15 protein-coding genes and 1 pseudogene are annotated in these 16679 nt (G+C 70.7%); 10 read left to right on the top strand and 6 right to left on the bottom strand.

The genetic code is table 11. The features are described 5' to 3' along the window. The first annotated feature begins 116 nt into the window (after window positions 1-116). The 8 genes from ACYVDO_RS02720 (at window position 117) to ACYVDO_RS02755 (ending at window position 9701) form a co-directional block, all read left to right on the top strand. On the top strand, window positions 117-3350 hold the full coding sequence (locus ACYVDO_RS02720) for a heavy metal translocating P-type ATPase (protein ID WP_460932690.1): 3234 nt from the start codon (window positions 117-119) through the stop codon (window positions 3348-3350). A gap of 56 nt (window positions 3351-3406) precedes the next feature. Continuing rightward, window positions 3407-3925 (top strand): GNAT family N-acetyltransferase, encoded by a 519-nt coding sequence (locus tag ACYVDO_RS02725; protein ID WP_460932691.1) that lies wholly within the window; start codon window positions 3407-3409, stop codon window positions 3923-3925. Window positions 3926-4446: 521 nt separating this feature from the next. Further along, on the top strand, window positions 4447-4734 hold the full coding sequence (locus ACYVDO_RS02730; protein WP_460932692.1) for a hypothetical protein: 288 nt from the start codon (window positions 4447-4449) through the stop codon (window positions 4732-4734). Window positions 4735-5223: 489 nt separating this feature from the next. After that, window positions 5224-5760 carry a hypothetical protein gene (locus ACYVDO_RS02735; RefSeq protein WP_460932693.1) on the top strand — a complete coding sequence of 179 codons (537 nt, stop codon included), beginning with the start codon at window positions 5224-5226 and terminating at the stop codon, window positions 5758-5760. Between the two features lie 29 nt (window positions 5761-5789). Further along, complete coding sequence (locus ACYVDO_RS02740) at window positions 5790-6962, top strand: sensor histidine kinase (protein ID WP_460932694.1); 1173 nt, start codon at window positions 5790-5792, stop codon at window positions 6960-6962. Beyond that, window positions 6959-7633 carry a response regulator gene (locus ACYVDO_RS02745; protein ID WP_460932695.1) on the top strand — a complete coding sequence of 225 codons (675 nt, stop codon included), beginning with the start codon at window positions 6959-6961 and terminating at the stop codon, window positions 7631-7633. Before ACYVDO_RS02740 ends, ACYVDO_RS02745 begins: the two co-directional genes overlap by 4 nt. A gap of 200 nt (window positions 7634-7833) precedes the next feature. Next, complete coding sequence (locus ACYVDO_RS02750) at window positions 7834-8727, top strand: CPBP family intramembrane glutamic endopeptidase (RefSeq protein WP_460932696.1); 894 nt, start codon at window positions 7834-7836, stop codon at window positions 8725-8727. Between the two features lie 371 nt (window positions 8728-9098). Beyond that, window positions 9099-9701, top strand: a complete 603-nt coding sequence (locus tag ACYVDO_RS02755; protein WP_460932697.1) for a helix-turn-helix domain-containing protein — start codon at window positions 9099-9101, stop codon at window positions 9699-9701. Between the two features lie 58 nt (window positions 9702-9759). Here ACYVDO_RS02755 and ACYVDO_RS02760 read toward each other — a convergent pair whose 3' ends face one another. The 6 genes and pseudogenes from ACYVDO_RS02760 to ACYVDO_RS02785 form a co-directional block, all read right to left on the bottom strand. Further along, on the bottom strand, window positions 9760-9903 hold the full coding sequence (locus tag ACYVDO_RS02760) for an aspartate/glutamate racemase family protein (protein ID WP_460933399.1): 144 nt from the start codon (window positions 9901-9903) through the stop codon (window positions 9760-9762). A 64-nt stretch (window positions 9904-9967) separates the two neighbouring features. Continuing rightward, window positions 9968-10453 (bottom strand): annotated as a pseudogene (locus tag ACYVDO_RS02765) (aspartate/glutamate racemase family protein); the annotation flags it as partial. After that, on the bottom strand, window positions 10450-11520 hold the full coding sequence (locus ACYVDO_RS02770; RefSeq protein ID WP_460932698.1) for an NAD(P)-dependent alcohol dehydrogenase: 1071 nt from the start codon (window positions 11518-11520) through the stop codon (window positions 10450-10452). The pseudogene ACYVDO_RS02765 and the gene ACYVDO_RS02770, both read right to left, overlap by 4 nt. A gap of 80 nt (window positions 11521-11600) precedes the next feature. Beyond that, on the bottom strand, window positions 11601-13031 hold the full coding sequence (locus ACYVDO_RS02775) for an MFS transporter (protein ID WP_460932699.1): 1431 nt from the start codon (window positions 13029-13031) through the stop codon (window positions 11601-11603). 495 nt (window positions 13032-13526) lie between these two features. Then, window positions 13527-13874 (bottom strand): DUF6204 family protein, encoded by a 348-nt coding sequence (locus ACYVDO_RS02780; RefSeq protein WP_460932700.1) that lies wholly within the window; start codon window positions 13872-13874, stop codon window positions 13527-13529. A gap of 105 nt (window positions 13875-13979) precedes the next feature. Beyond that, window positions 13980-14504, bottom strand: a complete 525-nt coding sequence (locus ACYVDO_RS02785) for a helix-turn-helix transcriptional regulator (RefSeq protein WP_460932701.1) — start codon at window positions 14502-14504, stop codon at window positions 13980-13982. A 133-nt stretch (window positions 14505-14637) separates the two neighbouring features. Between ACYVDO_RS02785 and ACYVDO_RS02790 the strand changes: the two genes are divergently transcribed. Next, the gene (locus tag ACYVDO_RS02790; protein ID WP_460932702.1) at window positions 14638-15597 is read left to right on the top strand and encodes an alpha/beta fold hydrolase; all 960 of its coding nucleotides are present in this window, start codon (window positions 14638-14640) and stop codon (window positions 15595-15597) included. Then, entirely contained in the window at window positions 15549-16637 is a 1089-nt protein-coding gene (locus ACYVDO_RS02795) for an alpha/beta fold hydrolase (protein ID WP_460932703.1), read from the top strand. The genes ACYVDO_RS02790 and ACYVDO_RS02795 overlap by 49 nt, the downstream gene beginning before the upstream one ends. Window positions 16638-16679: the final 42 nt, after the last annotated feature.

The following is a 16679-nucleotide window of genomic DNA, read 5'->3' on the forward strand; positions in this document are numbered from 1 at the left end:
CCCAGCTCTCACCAGGGGTGGCCGGCGCACCCCGGCGATTTGGCCGGTGCGACCCGGTCGCCGCCACCGGCACCGTGGTCACCACACCATCCCCGCGTCCCACCCCAGGAGAGGTCATGAGCACCACCACCGCCGCGGTCACCGACTGCAGCTTCACCATCGAAGGCATGACCTGCGCGTCCTGCGTGGGCCGCGTCGAGAAGGCCCTGGGCAGAGTCGACGGCGTCGAGCTCGCCCAGGTCAACCTCGCCACCGAAGTCGCCGTCGTCACCTTCGACCCGGCCGTCGCCACCGTCGACGCGATGCAGGCGGCCGTGACGAAGGCCGGGTACCGCGCCACCCCGCGCACGCCCGACCCCCAAGTCCCCGCCAACCCCGAGGACCCTGAGGTGGCGCCGGACGCCAAGGACGCCCACCTGGCCGACCTCAAGCGCAAGTGGCAGGTGAGCCTGACCGCAGGGCTTGGCCTGATGGTGCTGATGTACCTGCCGCTGCCGCTGGATGCGATGGACTGGCTGATGCCGGCCATCCTCGTGGTAGCCACCGCCGTCCAGTTCTGGGCCGGTCGCGGTTTCTACACCGCTGCGTGGGCCGCCGCCCGACACCGCGCCACCAGCATGAACACCCTCGTCGCCTTGGGCACCGGCATCGCGTACGCGTACAGCGCGTTCGTGACCCTGTGGCCGGCGCAGGCGCAACAGTGGGGCCTGCCGTTGCACGTGTACTTCGAGACGTCCCTGGTCATCATCGCCCTGGTGCTGATGGGCCGGTGGTTGGAAGCCAAGGCGAAGAAGCAGACCGCCGCCGCCATCACCGCCCTCGTGGGCCTGGCACCAGCGACTGCCCGCGTCGTCCGCGACGGGCACGAGACAGACGTGCCCGTCGAGGACGTCGCCGTCGGCGACACCATCCGCGTCCGGCCAGGTGAGAAGGTGCCCCTCGACGGGGTCGTCACCTCCGGCCGCTCCAGCGTCGACGAGTCCATGCTCACCGGCGAACCCATCCCCGTCACCAAGACGACCGGCGACGTCGTCATCGGCGCGACCCTCAACGGCACCGGGTCCCTGCTGGTGCAGGTCACCGCAGTTGGCGAGGACACCACGCTCGCGCAGATCGTGCGCCTGGTCGAGGACGCGCAAGGCTCCAAGGCCCCGATGCAGCGGCTCGCGGACAAGGTGTCCGCCGTGTTCGTCCCCGCAGTGCTCGCAGCTGCGGCGCTCACGTTCGCGCTGTGGGCGTTCTTCGGCCCGGACACCGGCCGGATGACCATGGCCATCGGCACCACCATCGCCGTCCTCATCATCGCCTGCCCCTGCGCCCTCGGTCTGGCCACCCCCACCGCGGTCATGGTCGGCACCGGCAAGGCGGCCGAGCTCGGCATCCTCATCGGCGACGGCGAAGCCCTCGAGCAAGCGCAACGACTCACCGCCGTCGTCCTGGACAAGACCGGCACCATCACCACCGGCCGACCCGCCCTGGCCGGTGTGACCACCGTCAACGGGTGGACCGAGGACGACCTGCTGCCCCTGGTCGCCGCAGCGGAGGTCGGCAGTGAGCACCCGGTCGGCGCCGCCATCGTCACGGCAGCACGCGAACGAACCCTGCCCATCGCCGGCGCCGACGCGTTCGACGCGGTACCCGGCCACGGCATCGACGCCACCGTCGACGGTCGCCGGATCCGGGCCGGGAACCGCGCCCACATGACCGCCGCCGGCATCGACACCGCCACCCTGGCCGACACGGCGGACCGGGCGGCCGCAACAGGGGCCACCGCCATCTTCGTCGCCGTCGACGACGCGCTCGCCGGTCTGGTCACCGTCGCCGACACCGTCCGTCCCGAGTCCGCCGAGGCGATTGACCAGCTCAAGGCCCTGGGTCTGCAGGTGTGGATGCTCACCGGCGACACCGGCGCCACCGCCCAGGCGGTCGCTGAACAGGTCGGCGTCGACCACGTCATCGCCGACGTGCTGCCGTCACAGAAGGCCCACGAAGTCCGACGGCTCCAGGAGGCCGGGCACGTGGTCGCCATGTGCGGCGACGGCATCAACGACGCCCCCGCCCTCGCGCAGGCCGACCTCGGCATCGCCGTCGGCACCGGCACCGATGTCGCCATCGCCGCCTCCGACATCACCCTCATCGGCGGCGACCTGCGCGGCATCGTGTCCGCCATTGCCCTGTCCCGGCGCACCGTCACCACCATCAAGCAAGGGCTGGGTTGGGCATTCGCGTACAACGTGCTGCTCATCCCGGTCGCCGCCGGCGCCCTGTTCGCGTCGGCAGGGCTGCTGCTCGACCCCGTCCTGGCGTCCGCGGCCATGGCGATGAGCTCGGTCAGCGTCGTGACGAACGCGTTGCGGCTGCGCCGCTTCACCCGCCCGGCCAGCGCCGACGACATCCTGCACCCGCCACTGCGGCAACGAGCCGGCCAGTACGCCTACCTGACCGCTGTCGCCGTCCTCGCCCTCGCCATCGGCACCGTCTTCACCTGGGCCAGCCGCACCGACACCGCCGAACGCGGCATGAACGGCGTCCTGGCCTGGACCGAAGGCACCGGCATGCCGATGCGCCCGTCGATGAGCACCATGATGACCGCCGACGTCGAACCTGTTGAGGCCGCTGAGGACGGTGTGCGCGTCAGCGTGGAGCTGCCGGACACCGCCACGGCCGGCACACCTACGAAGGTCCGGGTGCGCCTGACCGACGCCGCCACCGGGGCCCCGGTCACGAACCTGTCCCGCAGCCACGAGGTGTGGATGCACCTCATCGCCACCCGCACCGACCTGGGTACCTTCACGCACGTCCACCCCGAGCGCACCACCACCCCCGGGGTGCTGGCAACGACCATCACGTTCCCCACCGGTGGGGACTACATCGTCAACACCGAGTTCCGGCTCCGCGGCCGGATGGGCGACCTGCACCAGCGCACCATCGTCCACGTCACCGGCCCCACTCCTGCCCCGGTGCAGCTGAGGCCAAGCGACCGTGCGCGCGTCGTGGCTGGCCTCGAGGTCACCATGACCGGTGAGGTCGCCGCCGGCACCGCCAGCGACCTGCACTTCACGTTCCGCGACGCCCACACCGGCAAGCCCATCACCACGCTGCGCCCCTACCTGGCCGCAGCCGGTCACGTGGTCGTCATGCGCGCCGACGGGGCCACGTTCACCCACCAGCACGCGGACGTCCGCGACGCCAACGGCAACCCCGTGTTCGCGCTGCCCGGGCAGACGTTCGGCCCTGACCTGCCCGTCCACGTCACCTTCAACACACCCGGCCTGTACCAGGTCTGGGGCCAGTTCCGCCTCGCCACCGGACAGGTCATCACCGTCCCGTTCACCGTCAACGCCACCTGAAACGCACTTCTGCGCCAGCCAATCAGGAGCAGCTCACACTGAAGGAGAGCACCACCATGAGCACCAGCACCGACCACAGTCCGCTCACCATCCGCCGCGCCGGCGTCCCCGACGCCCCCACCGTGATGGAAATGGTCCGCGAGATCGCCGCCCACGAGAACCAGCTGCAGCACCTGAAGGTCACAACGGAGCGGTGGGCGAGCCTGCTGCACCTGCGCGACGTCATCGTCCTCATCGCCTACCGCGACGCCCTGCCCGTGGGGTACGTCTCGGCCATCCGGCGCATCCACCTGTGGAGCGAACAGGACATCCTGGCCCTGGACGACCTGTACGTGCGCGAGCACGCCCGCGACGGCGGCGTCGGCCGCGTGCTGATGGCCGAGCTCGCCGCCTCCTACGCCGCCCCGGAGCAGCTCACCATCACCTGGGGCGTGGAGCCCGACAACCACGCCGCACACCGGTTCTACCGGCGTCTCGGCGCAACCCTTCGGGACAAGGTCATCGCCGGATGGTCGCCCGCCGCGTACGCAGCGGTCATCGACTCCAGCCAGGCCAACGAGCTCATCTTGGACTGACACGGCGTGCCTCACGCAGGGGTCCGACGGGGCGCCGCCGGGCTCCTGCGCCCCAAGGGGGTCTGCCTAGATGCGAGCGTCCGCATCGTCGTTGGCACGGCTGGGTGGGTCGTGTGCCGGGTGTAGCGACCGGCGCGGCTGTGGTCGTAGTCCGCTGGAGCTGCTGCGACGAGGGCTGCCACTTCTGCGCCAGCCGAGCGGAGTGCGTGGGGCCCGCGACACGCCCGGCGCCTCTGACACCACTCATGCTGCAACTGACGAGCTGAGCGGTTCGGAGCACAGATTGGTCCTCTGCAGAAAGTAGACGGGTGCATGCGCTACACCGGGCTGCGGTGTCCTCGACTGGAGGTGCCCGTGGAACCGGAGACTCGCCCGAGCCCACGCAACCAGCCCAAGGTGACGTGTTTGGCGCGGCTCACTGGCCCGACTCGCTTTGGAACAGCCACGCTAAGGCCGTCTCCGTGGGGTTGATCGAGTGGCAGTGCGCCACATGGGGGAGTGGGCGTGGTGGCGGAGACTGGGTGGAGACTGCCGCCTTTCACGTTGCTGCCGCTGCCTTCGATCTCGCCACGAGCCGGAACCTCGGAGGTCATGACGAGCTCGTCGTGTCCGTGCCGCTCCACACGTTCTCGCGGATCGCTACGGTTCTCCACCGGCTTGGAGATGAGGTCGAGGACTGGCCTTGGTTCGGCGAGGGGCTCGACGACGACCCTGACGGCAGGATCGAGGTCGCGGCCTGCGAGCTGGGACTGGCGCCGTCCGTCCTGGCCGGGAACGAGGATCTACTGGAGTCATTGCGGATCAGGTAGTGGAGAGGCGCTGCTCCCGCAGGCCCCCTCGCTGCCGCTGTTCGAAGGTGTGACCCTGTGCCTGCTGACGGCCATGTCTGGCACTCGCCCTTCTCGGTGTGCGGCAGCCGACCCGGATGCTTCCGGTCCTGGTCATCGAAAGCGTTTGGAAGGTCCTGTGGCTGTCACTTGTGGCGCGGGCGCGGGCGCGGGCCCTGGCCGGAACCGTGGACGATGCCATAAGCAACGTCATCGTGAACTACTCGGTGGTGGTCGTCATCATCGCCGTGGTGCCTTGGGGTCATGTGTGGCGAACCTCAATCGCCGAGCGCGGTGAAGGCTGGCGGTGTCCCCCCCTTCGAGACCCGCGCTTCCCCTCTCGGCGTCCAGTCCACCCCAGGGTTGAAGTCGCCGCAACGGACTTCCACCTTGGTGCTGACGCGGCAGCTGCATGGCCGGCCGGACAGTGGTGTCAACCCACCTAAGCCATCACGTCCTCAGGAGCACCTCATGTCAACCGGCCAGTACTTCCTCAACCTCGCACTCCTCGCTTGGATCCTGTCCAGCAACGTCGGCACCCGGGTACTGACCCGGCGCCGGCTCACGGTGCCGCTGCTGGTGGTCCTGGCGGCCGGCTGGTTCTACCTCAAGGACCTGCCGGTCGCCGGCCACGACGGACAGCTCGAGCTTGCCGGCCTGGTCGTCGGCATCGCCGCGGGGGTCGTGGCGGCGATGACGGTGCGGGTGCGGCGCGAGGGGGGCAGGGTCACCACGACGGCCGGACTGGCCTTCGTCACGGTGTGGTTCGCCGTCATCGGCGGCCGGGTGGCGTTCGCGTACGGTGCCGAGCACTGGTTCCCGGCGGCCATCGGCCAGTTCTCCCGACAGCACAAGATCACCGGGGCGGACGCGTGGACCGCTGCCTTCGTCCTCATGGCCCTGGCCATGGTCGTCACCCGCCTCGGTGTCACCGGGTTCCGCGCGGCGCGGCTGGCGGCCCGTCCCGATCAGGTGCAGGACATGGGTCCGGTCGCGCTCTACCGTTGAGCCGACGTCCCGCACCGCCGAGGAGCCCCGTGACTCGACCGCGCCTTCGCGCCGACCGACCCGCCGACCTCCGGCGGGTCATGGTCGTGGCCGGCTGGGCGAGCGCCGCGTTCATCGCCGTCGGCACCGTGGTCGGGCAGCTGCCCTCCGACGCCGGGCGCCGCGCGGCGGTGCTCCTCCTGACGGCCGTCGCGCTCGCCCTGTGGCTGGTGTCGCTGAGCCTGCGCGTCGGCGACCACCGAATCCTCGTGGCGGCCCTGGTCGGCGCCGGCGTCGCCGGAGCGGTGATCGACGCGGTCAACCCGCACGGGCCGGCGTACATCCTGTCGTTCATGGCGGTGGCCGGGCTCGGGCTGCGGCTGCCGCGCCGACTGGCGCTGGTGGCCGGTGCTGTCGTCGTGGCGGCCATCGCGTGGGCGGAGGGCAGCAGCTCGGCGCACCCGGTCGGGGCGGCCGTGAACGTGGCCATCGGGGCCGGGTTCCTGCTGGTGGCCGCTGCCTTCGCGGGGGCGAACCGCGACGCCAACGACCAGGCGCAGGCGCTGCTGCGGGAACAGGAGCAGACCCGCCGGGCGCGGGAGGAGGCCGCCGTCCTCGCCGAACGGAGCCGGATCGCGCGTGAGCTGCACGACGTGCTGGCCCACACCCTGTCCGGTCTCGCGGTCCAGCTCGAGGGAGCACGCCTCTTGGCAGAGCACACCGGGGCAGACCCCCGGCTGGTGGAACAGGTCACCGGAGCCCAGAGCCTGGCCCGCAGCGGCATGGCCGGTGCCAAGCGTGCGGTGGCGACGTTGCGTGGTGAGGACCTTCCCGGCCCCGACCAGGTGCCCGAGCTGGTCGAACACGCGCGCCTGGCGACCGGGGCCCCCGTCACCTACGAGGTCATCGGCGACCCGTACCCGCTGCCGCCGGAACGCGGCCTGCCGCTGTACCGCACCGTCCAGGAGGCCCTGGCCAACGTGGCCAAGCACGCTGTCGGCGCCACCACCGCGGTCACCCTCGCCTGGGAACCCGACCAGGTCACGGTGACGGTGCTCGACCACGGGGGACGACCCAGCGGCATGCCGTCGGGTGGCTTCGGCCTCACCGGGCTGGCGGAGCGGGCCGCCCTCGCCGGTGGCCACCTGGACACCGGCCCTGCCGACGGTGGTTGGCGGGTGCACCTGCGCATGCCTCGGGACGCCGGGGCGGTGGCATCGTGACGCAGGAACCGGTGCGGGTGCTGGTCGTCGACGACCAGAAGGTCATCCGGGAGGGCCTGTCGATGATGCTCGGGCTGCTCGACGGTATCGAGGTCGTCGGCACCGCCGTGGATGGCGCTGACGCGGTGCGCCAGGTCCTGCAGTCCGACCCGGACGTGGTGCTCATGGACCTGAGCATGCCGACCATGGACGGCGTCGAGGCAACCCGGCAGCTCGCAGCCCAGGGGGCCAGGGCCCGGGTCGTGGTCCTGACGACGTATGCCGACGACCAGTGGCTGTTCGGGGCGCTGCAGGCCGGTGCCCGCGGCTACCTCACCAAGGACGCCAGCGCGGAGCAGATCCGCCACGCGGTGCTGGCCGTCGCGGGCGGCGACGCCCAGCTCGACCCCTCGGTGCAGCGACGCCTGCTCGACGCGCTGGCGAGCGGCCAGCCGGCCGGTGTCGGGGGACGCCGGTCGGCTGCCGTCGACGACGGTCTGACCAGCCGGGAGGTCGAGGTGCTGACCGAGATCGCCCGCGGACTGAGCAACACAGAGATCGCGGGTGAGCTCTTCGTCTCCGAGGCGACGGTCAAGACCCACGTCAACCACCTGCTGGCCAAGACGGGGTGCCGGGACCGGGCGGCCCTGGTCGCGTACGCCTACCGCACCGGGCGGGCGACCCTCTCCTGACCGGCCCTGCGGCGATTCGGCACACGCCCGGGTGGTGGCCGCAGGTGGGGGGTCGTCCGCTCGCCGCCGCGGTCTCCACCCGGGGGTGGAGGCTGCCCCGCCTTCACCTCCACCCGGGCGTCGACGCGGCGGTCCTGCCGTGTCCGCGACGGTGGACACCAGCCGCACCACCAGGAACCCGAATCGAGAGGGACACGACCGTGACCACCGAACCGCTCCGACTTCCCGACCTGACCGCCAAGGCGCCCACCGCCACACCAGCCTCCGCCACCGGTCGAGGCGCCGCCGTGGTGGTGGAGTCAGCGCCCCTGACGCCGGCTCGAACCCGACACCTCCTCATCGCGACGATCGCCATGTTCGTCCTGCCCTGGGTCGTCTGGGGGTCGGCCATCGCACAGGGCCACGACCTCATCGGCTGGCGACTTCCCCAGGGGATCGCCCTGTGGGTCCTCACCCCGTCGATCGCGCTGGCGTGCCTGGTCATCGGTGGCCGCACCGCGCTGCGCGACCTCGTCCGCCGCATCGTGCGTTGGCACGGCCCCTGGTGGGTCTACGTCACCGCCGTCGGCCTGCCCCTGGCCGTGGGCGCAACGACCGTCGGCATCACCCGGATGCTGGGGCGACCCTCCCACCTGGGCCAGACCGAGGACCTGACCACCTGCCTGGTCTACTTCTCCTACGCCATCGGCCTGTTCCTCCTCACCGAGGAGGCCGGCTGGACCGGCGTCATCCTGCCCCGCCTGCAGACGCGGATGCGTCCCCTCGCCGCCAGCCTCGTCCTGGGCGTCGTCTGGGGGCTGTGGCACCTGCCGCTGCTCAACGTGCCCGGCGAGCACGACCACGGCCTGCCGTTCGCCGCCTTCCTCCTGCTCATCGTGCCGACCTGTGTCGTCATGAGCGCCTTCGTCAACGCCACCCGCGGCACCGTCCTGGCCGCCGCCCTCTTCCATGCCGCCTTCAACGCCACCTACACCTACGTCGGCGTCGTCGGTCCCGACCACACCCTGATCTGGACCGCCGGAGCCGTCAGCACCGTCGTCGCCGCCGTGATGGTGGTGGCCAGCCGCGGGCAGTTGTTCCACACCGACCGCTGAGCGCGGGCCAGCCAGCAGCCGGCACATCGCCAGCACCTTCGACAGGGTGGTCTGACCACACGGTTTCGACGCTTGCCGGGGCCCGTGTATGCAGACTCAGCCGGTTCGGGAGATGGTGGTGCGACCGAGGTCGCTCGTGGCGTCCCTAGCCGTGATGGTCACAACCACCTTGCCGCGGCCGTGTTCGGATTCGACAAGGCGGACTGCGTCCGCAGCCTCGGCCGGGCTGCTTCGAGCTGCACCAGCTTCGTTGCCGGTTCCGGGAAGCGGAGCCAGTGAGGTCGGTGTCCACGTGCGCGGACATATCCGACCCGGGGTCCGAAAGCACCGCAGCCGTTACCACGGCTGCATTCTGCTGGTCACGTGTGCGCATGGAGGACTCGTCGGCGATCATCGCCAGGGCGCTCGAGCAGGTTGGTCCGCGACTCAAGCAGCTCCGCGCCCACCGTGGCGTGACGTTGACCGCGCTGGCCGCGTCGACCGGCATCTCCAAGAGCACCCTCTCCCGGCTGGAGACGGGGCAGCGCAAGGCCAGTCTGGAGCTCCTTCTTCCTCTGGCCCAGGCGTACCGGGTTCCGCTCGACGACCTCGTCGGGGCTCCCGAGGTGGGGGACCCTCGCGTCCGGCTCAAGGCGAGCACCCGTAACGGTCGGACGGTGCTGCGGCTGACCCGCCAGCCAGGTGGGGTGCAGGCGTGGAAGATCGTCGTCCCGGTCAGCAACAGCATTCCTCGGCTCCGGAGTCACGCCGGGTACGAGTGGCTGTACGTTCTCTCTGGTCACATGCGCCTGGTCGTCGGCGACCGCGACCTGGTCCCCAAGGTCGGTGAGGTGGCCGAGTTCGACACGCACGTTCCTCACTGGTTCGGCAGCGACGGCACGCGACCCGCGGAGGTGCTGAGCCTCTTCGGCCCGCAGGGCGAGCGCGTCCACGCACGTGCGCGGTCAGCCAGAGAGGCGACCACATCCCAGTGAGCGTGGAGAGCCGGACACCACACGGCTTCGTTTCGCGTGCAGCGCCGCAGTCGTGCGACTACCGGGCGAGCATCCAGTCGACGGCCTCCTCAGCGTGGATGGCGGTCGTGTCGTACAGGGGGACGGTGGCGTCGCCGGGCTCCACGAGGAGCCCGATCTCTGTGCAGCCGAGGATGATGCCCTGAGCGCCGCGCTGGACCAGGTGTTTGAATCACGTCGCGGTACCGGTCGCGGGAGGAGTCGAGGACGACGTCTTGGCACAGTTCGTCGTAGATGATGCGGTGGACATCGGCGCGCTCCTCCTTGTCGGGGGTGATGACTTCGAGACCTTGGGCGCGTAGACGTCCGATGTAGAAGTCCTCCTCCATGGTGAAGGCGGTCGCGAGCAGGGCCACGGAGCTGATGCCGTCGGCGCGGATGCGCGCCGCCGTGGCGTCGGCGATGTGCAGGAGGGGGATGTTGGTCGCTGCCTGGATCTGGTCGGCGACCTTGTGCATGGTGTTGGTCGCGAGGATGAGCCCTTGCGCGCCGGCGCGTTCGAGCCCCCGAGCTGCGTCGGCGAGCACCTCGGCGGTGCCGTCCCAGTTCCCGTCGTGCTGCATGGCGGCGACCGGTTCGAAGTCGACGCTGTGGACCAGGAGCCGGGCGGAGTGCAGCCCGCCGAGCCGGGAGGCGACGCCGCGGTTGAGCAGCCGGTAGTACTCGGCGGTGCTGGTCCAGCTCATGCCGCCGAGGACGCCCAAGAGCTTCATGGGGGTCGTCCTCCTTTGGTCAACCACGATGGCGTCGCTGATGTTCGTGCCGACAGGGTGGCGCTGTTGTTCTGGGCGCGCGTGTCCTGTGGAGCGGGCTGGCCGGGAACGATGACGACCTTGCCCCGGACCTTGCCGGCTTCGAGCATCTGCATTGCGGTCCTTGCCCGGTCGAGGGGGTAGGTGTCGGCGAGGGCCGGGACGAGCCGGCCGGCCTCGAGGTGCTTGGTGAGCTGTTCGAGGTCGCTGGCACGTTCCTTGGCCATGAGGATTGCGAGGCGTTGGCGGATGAACAGCGACAGCGCCGCTCCTCGCAGCTGGCGACCCATGCCGGTGATGTTGCCGGTGTCCTCGCTGCCGACGAACACGACGGTGCCGCGGGGTTTGAGGGCGCGGCGCAGACGGCTCAGGGTCGCGCCACCGCCGATGTCGAGGATGAGGTCGTAGTGGCGGGTGCCGTCGGCGAAGTCGTCGCGGGCGTAGTCGAGGACGTGGTCGGCACCGAGGCTGCGGACGAAGTCGGCCTTGGCGCCGCTGGCGACGCCGGTGACCCGGGCGCCGAATGTCTTGGCGAGCTGGACGGCGTAGCTGCCGACGCCGCCGGAGGCGCCGATGATGAGGACCTTCTGGCCCGGCTTGACCTTTCCGACGTCGCGCAGGGCCTGGAGGGCGGTGCCGGCGGAGATGGGCACGACGGCCGCCTGCTCGAAGGTGAGGCCGGCCGGTTTGGGGGCGAGCTTCTTCTCGGGTCCGACGGCGTACTCGGCGAAGGAGCCGGGAGCGACGCCGTACACCTCGTCGCCTGGGGCGAAGCGGGTGACGGCGGAGCCGACCTTGACGACGGTGCCGGCGACGTCGCGTCCGGAGATGGGGTTCTTCGGACGGCGCAGCCCGGTGGCGGGTCGCATGGCGTACGGCTTGCCGGTCATGAGGTGTTCGGTGCCGCGGTCGAGGCCGGCGGCGTGGACCTTGATGAGGACCTCGTGGTCGCCGGGCTCGGGGACGGGAACGTCGCTGATGTGAAGGACTTCGGAGGGGCCGTACCGGTCCTGGGTGACTGCCTTCATGGTGACTCCTTGCACGGAGGTGGTCGTCGTGTTCATGGTCTTCTTGCCTTTCGTCTCGTGGGTAGGGCCGCTGTCCTACGTCAGTGGCGGTGGCGGGCGATGGTGGCCCCGAGGGCTGCCGTGGCGATGGCGACGATGGCGGAGGCGGTGAAGGCGGCGGTGAAGCCGGCGGCGTTCAGGGTGTGGCCGGTGTGGCCGCTGGCGGCGATGCCGATGGCGGTGAAGGTAGCGGTGCCGAGGGCTACGCCGACCTGGGTGGCGGACCCGGCGAGGCCGGAGGCGAGGCCGGCGTGGCTGCCTGGTGCGGCGGCAGCGATGACCATGGTGGTCGGGGTGAAGCTGAGCGCGACGCCGATCGCGACGAACAGCAGGCCAGGCAGGACGGCGACGGCGTAGCCGCTGCTGGCGGGGGCGTGGCCGAGCCATGCCAGGCCGGCGGCCAGGACGGTCATGCCGGTGATGAGCGTCCGCTGGGGCCCGAGAGTTCGGATGATGCGGGGCAGCATCGCGAGGGAGAACGCGAACCCGGTCAGGGAGGTGGGGACCATGGACAGACCTGCCTGACGAGGTGCCATGCCCAGGGCCTGCTGCAGGTAGAGAGCGATGAGGACGAAGGTGGACCCCCGCGCTGCTCCGCCGAGGATGGCGGCGGTGACCGAGGTGCTCATCGTTCGGGACTGGAAGAGCTGAAGCGGGAGGAGCGGGTCTTCCGTGCGGCGTTCGATGCTGACGAAGATGGCCAGGAGCGCCCCGGAGGCGGTGAAGGCGACAAGGACGGTCGGGGACGTCCAGCCGTGGTCGGCGATGCCAAGGGCGCCGTGGACGAGGGCGATGACGGCGGCGGTGATGGTGGCGGCCCCGTACCAGTCGAAGCGGCGTCGAGGTCCTCGGTCCCCTTCGGGCAGGACGCGGCCGGCGAGGCTGACGGCGGCGACGGAGACGGGGACGGTGACGAGGAAGACGGAGGACCAGCCGAACGTGCCGCACAGGATGCCGCCGGTCATGACACCGGTCGCTCCGCCGAGGGCGGAGGCTGCGCCCCAGATGCTCATGGCACGGGCCCGCTTGGTGCCGGGGTAGGTGAGCAGCAGCAGCGACATCGCCGCCGGGCTGAGTGCGGCTGCTCCTGCGCCTTGGATGACGCGGCCGCCGACGAGCATCCAGGCGTTCGGGGCCATAGCGGCCATCAGGGTTCCGATGGTGAACAGGGCGGACCCGGTGATGAACATGCGGCGGCGGCCGAACAGGTCGGCGGCTCGGCCGGCCATGAGCAGGAGTCCTCCGCACGCGAGGATGTACGCGTTGACGACCCAGGTGAGCGTGGTCGGGCTCAGGCCGAGGTCCGTCTGGATGGACGGCAGGGCGACGTTGACGATGGACGTGTCGAGCATGACGACGAACTGCGAGGACACGAGGAGCCCGAGGGCCAGCCACTGACGTCGATTGGTGGCGTCCGTGCCGACGGTCGTGGCCGCGGTGATGGCGGTGCGGGTGCTGAGGGCGGTGGCCACGGTGGGCTCCTTCGGTGGTTCTGGATGTCTGCGTTCCACAGTCGTGGACTCGGTGTGTGCTCGCCCCGGCGCAATGGCCGGGATTGGCCGGGGGTGCGCCGGCGAATGGCCGGGGTCTGCGCGGCGCGCCCACAGCTGGCCGATGCACACGTCTGAGCGGCCGGGCCATGACCCGGCCGCTCAAGCGGTGGTGGTGGTGGGGCCTGCGGAGGTATCGCTCGGTTCAGTCGATGACGGTGGAGGGGACCAGCTCCGGGGCCGTGGTGGGCTGTGCGCTGGTGGTCTTGGTGGTCTTGGTGGCTCCTGGGTGAGCCGGTGCAGTGTCCGCTTCAGCGTGGTCGTGGTCAGGCCGCGTCGAGCCGGCGACAGTGACCGGGTTCGGGCCAACACCCGCTGGGGCGTCCTCGGCGTAGAAGCGGCTGCGGCGTGCACCGTGTCCGCATGTGGTTGCACGAGGCCGCGCCCGCAGACCCGTGCCTTACCTGAGGCCACCACTCAAGGCTTGTGGCGCCGGCCCTTGATCTTGACGTCATCCAGGCAGACGGCCGCCACGGTCAAGGGCTTGTGGGTGATGTTTCGAGACTCCAAGAACGTCATGGCCAGGAGCTCGCCTTCCACTGCGGCGGCCGCGTCGGCTTCCGCGGCCGAACCCTCCGAGACCTCCAGGAGGTAGCGCAGGGTGAAGCGGGTCAGCGTGGGCGTGTAGGTGAAGGTTCCCTCCGGCGTGAAGGCCGCGAGGAACAGGTCATGCTCGGCTTGCCGGGCGTGAAGCTGCGCGCGGGCGGTGGGGGGCAGGTCAGCGAACTGCCCGGTCACCTGCACCCGGTAGGTCCTGGTGGTCATGGTGCGCCCTTTCCGCATTGTGGCCACAGAGGGGCCGGGTGAGTTCTTGCGGTGTCGGCGGTGGCCGCTCCGCCCAGACCCAGTGCGCCCCCCGGCTCGGCGGGGTCAGTCACGGTCCGCGCCGTCGGCGGATGCCTGGATCTGCTCATGCAGCCAGTCCCGCAGCACGGTGTTGATCCGGATTCCGAGCTCGACCTGAGGAGCGAACGCCTCCGGCTCCGGGGCGGTTTGCACCTCGGCTCTCACCTTCTCCAGGGCAGCGAGCTCCTGGGCGACGTGCGCCAGGTCGCGCTCGTAGGTCGCCTGCCTGTCGGCCGGGTCAAGCAGCGGCGTGAGGAACAGCCGAAGGCCGCTCTCGCTGCGTTGGGACCGGTCCGGCTCCGCCTCGACGAGCCAGTGTCGTAGCTCGTCGCGTCCGGCCTCGGTGATCGCGTAGGTCTTGCTGCCGCGCGCCCCATACCCGACCAGCTCCACGAGGTTGGCGGCCTTGAGCTTGGCAAGTTCGGGGTAGATCTGACTGTGTCGGGCGTACCACGACGTCCGCAGCGACCGGTCGAACGTCTGGGTCAGCTCGTAGCCCGTCGAGGGACGTCGAGCCAGCAGGCCGAGCACCGCGTATCGCAAAGACATGCGCACATGCTAACACCAACCTGTCAGCATTGACATGAAGACAATGACATGTCACTCTCAACTGGTGAGCGGCGCCGTACAGGCCACCTCGGCGCTGGCTCACCTGAGTCCAGGACGCGACGGAGAGACAGGCATGCCACCCCAGGCTCACAGCACAACGGGACCCAAGCTGCTCCCCGAAGCAGGCACGACGGCCCGGACCGAGTCGGTCACGACCCAGGCAGACGGCGCCGTCGCCATCGAGTACGAAACCTTCGGCGCCCCAGGCGACTCGGCGGTCCTGCTCGTGATGGGGTTCGGCACCCAGCTGCTTGGCTGGGACGCCGACTTCTGCCGCAGGCTCGCCGCCCGCGGCCGCTACGTGATCCGGTACGACAACCGGGACTGCGGTCTCTCCACCACGTTCGACGAGCACCCGCTTGATTTCCATGACTTCGTCACTGCCGTGACCCGCGGCGAGCTCGACCGCGCGCTCGCGATGGCGCCGTACTCGCTGCGGGACATGGCAGGTGACGGCATCGCCGTGCTCGATCAGCTCGGCATCGCCCGCGCACACGTGGTCGGCTCCTCGATGGGCGGGATGATCGCCCAGAAGATGGCGATCGAGTTCCCCGACCGGGTGCTGTCCCTGACGTCGATGATGTCCTCGACGGGCGAGCCGGCGTTCGGTCAGGCGACGCCCGAGGCGCAGCAGGTGCTGTTCTCGCCGCGGCCGGCCGACCGGGACGGGTACGTGGCCGCGGCCGAACGGGAGCTCGTGTGGGCCTCGCGTCGCCACGGCGACGCGGGACAGCTGCGCGCGCTGGCCGCGGCCAGCTACGACCGCGCGTACTACCCGGCCGGCGTACCGCGGCAGCTCGCCGCGATGGTGCTCGACGGTTCACGCGCCGAGGCGCTCAAGACCTTGCGCGTGCCCACCCTCGTCATCCACGGCCTCGACGACACCCTCATCGACCCGAGCGGGGGCCGGCGAACCGCCGAGCTGGTGCCCGGCGCCCAGCTCATGCTCGTCGAGGACATGGGGCACGACCGACCCCCGGCGCTGTGGCCCCACCTGCTCGACGCGATCACCGAGCACACCGACATCAGCTGACTCACCAGTTCAGCGCGTCAGTCGAAGCGCCCCATCCCTCAGCACCCCGCCTTGGAGAACCCCATGACCACGACCGTCGCCATGCCCGGAGCCAGGCCCAGCGGGCGGCTGGGCTCCTGTGCGCCGTCGGCGGCGCATGGCAGGACGTCCGTTCAGCAGGCGAGCTCAACCCGTACCTGGCCTCCGGACGCCTCATCACCGTCGACGCCCACCGGTTGCGGCTCGAATGCACTGGCTCCGGCAGTCCCACCGTCGTCCTCGAGCCGGGCGCCGGCGGGACGTCGGCCAGCATGGGACGCATCGCCCCAGCCGTAGCCGCCCAGACACGCACGTGCGTCTACGACCGCGCCGGCCGCGGCGGCAGCGAACCCGCCCCCTCCGCTCAAGACGGCGCCCAGATCGCCACCGACCTCCACACATTGCTGCACCGCGCAGGCGTCCAGGGCCCCTACCTGCTCGCCGGCCACTTCGGCGGCCTGTACGTGCGCACCTTCGCCACGCACTACCCCGACGATGTCGCCGGTCTTGTCCTGCTGGACTCCACCGCCTCGAGCGAGCCGGCCAAGTCCGTCATCCCCGCCGCCCACGACAGCTCCGACGATGCCACCGGCCGGTTCGCGACCCTCACCTCCATGGCTGCCCCTGTCGGGCTCGGCCGCCTGTACGGCGACCTGGCCCGCGGCAGCCTGCCCACCCGCCACGAGGACCAGCTCGCCTACGACATCGCCCAAGGGATCACTGTGCGCAGCATCGTCGACGAGTACCTCCGCGGCGGCGCCGCCTGTCAGGCAGCCGCGTCGCTGCGCGACTTCGGCGACAAGCCCCTGTTCGTCCTCACCGCCGGCGAGCACCCCGAGTCCTGGATGACCGGCCAGAAGCAGAGCGCGGCCCAGTCGACCAACAGTGTCTGGCGCGTCGTCGACGGCGCCACCCACCAAGGACTGCTCGGGGAGAAGCAGTACGCCGTCCAGACCAGCAAGGCCATGCTCGACGTCGTCACCGCCGTCCGGACCGGCCAGCCGCTGACGGCCAGCCGCTGACGGCCAGCCGCTGACGGGTCACTGAGCCCGCGGAGCTTCTCG

The sequence above is a fragment of the Phycicoccus ginsengisoli genome, assembly GCF_054779295.1.

Coding starts and splice junctions, on each gene's coding strand:
- ACYVDO_RS02780 (WP_460932700.1), bottom strand. CDS start 13,874: ATGACCACCAGGACCTACCGGGTGCAGGTGACCGGGCAGTTCGCTGAC.
- ACYVDO_RS02785 (WP_460932701.1), bottom strand. CDS start 14,504: ATGTCTTTGCGATACGCGGTGCTCGGCCTGCTGGCTCGACGTCCCTCG.
- ACYVDO_RS02725 (WP_460932691.1), top strand. CDS start 3,407: ATGAGCACCAGCACCGACCACAGTCCGCTCACCATCCGCCGCGCCGGC.
- ACYVDO_RS02735 (WP_460932693.1), top strand. CDS start 5,224: ATGTCAACCGGCCAGTACTTCCTCAACCTCGCACTCCTCGCTTGGATC.
- ACYVDO_RS02720 (WP_460932690.1), top strand. CDS start 117: ATGAGCACCACCACCGCCGCGGTCACCGACTGCAGCTTCACCATCGAA.
- ACYVDO_RS02790 (WP_460932702.1), top strand. CDS start 14,638: ATGCCACCCCAGGCTCACAGCACAACGGGACCCAAGCTGCTCCCCGAA.
- ACYVDO_RS02755 (WP_460932697.1), top strand. CDS start 9,099: ATGGAGGACTCGTCGGCGATCATCGCCAGGGCGCTCGAGCAGGTTGGT.
- ACYVDO_RS02770 (WP_460932698.1), bottom strand. CDS start 11,520: ATGAAGGCAGTCACCCAGGACCGGTACGGCCCCTCCGAAGTCCTTCAC.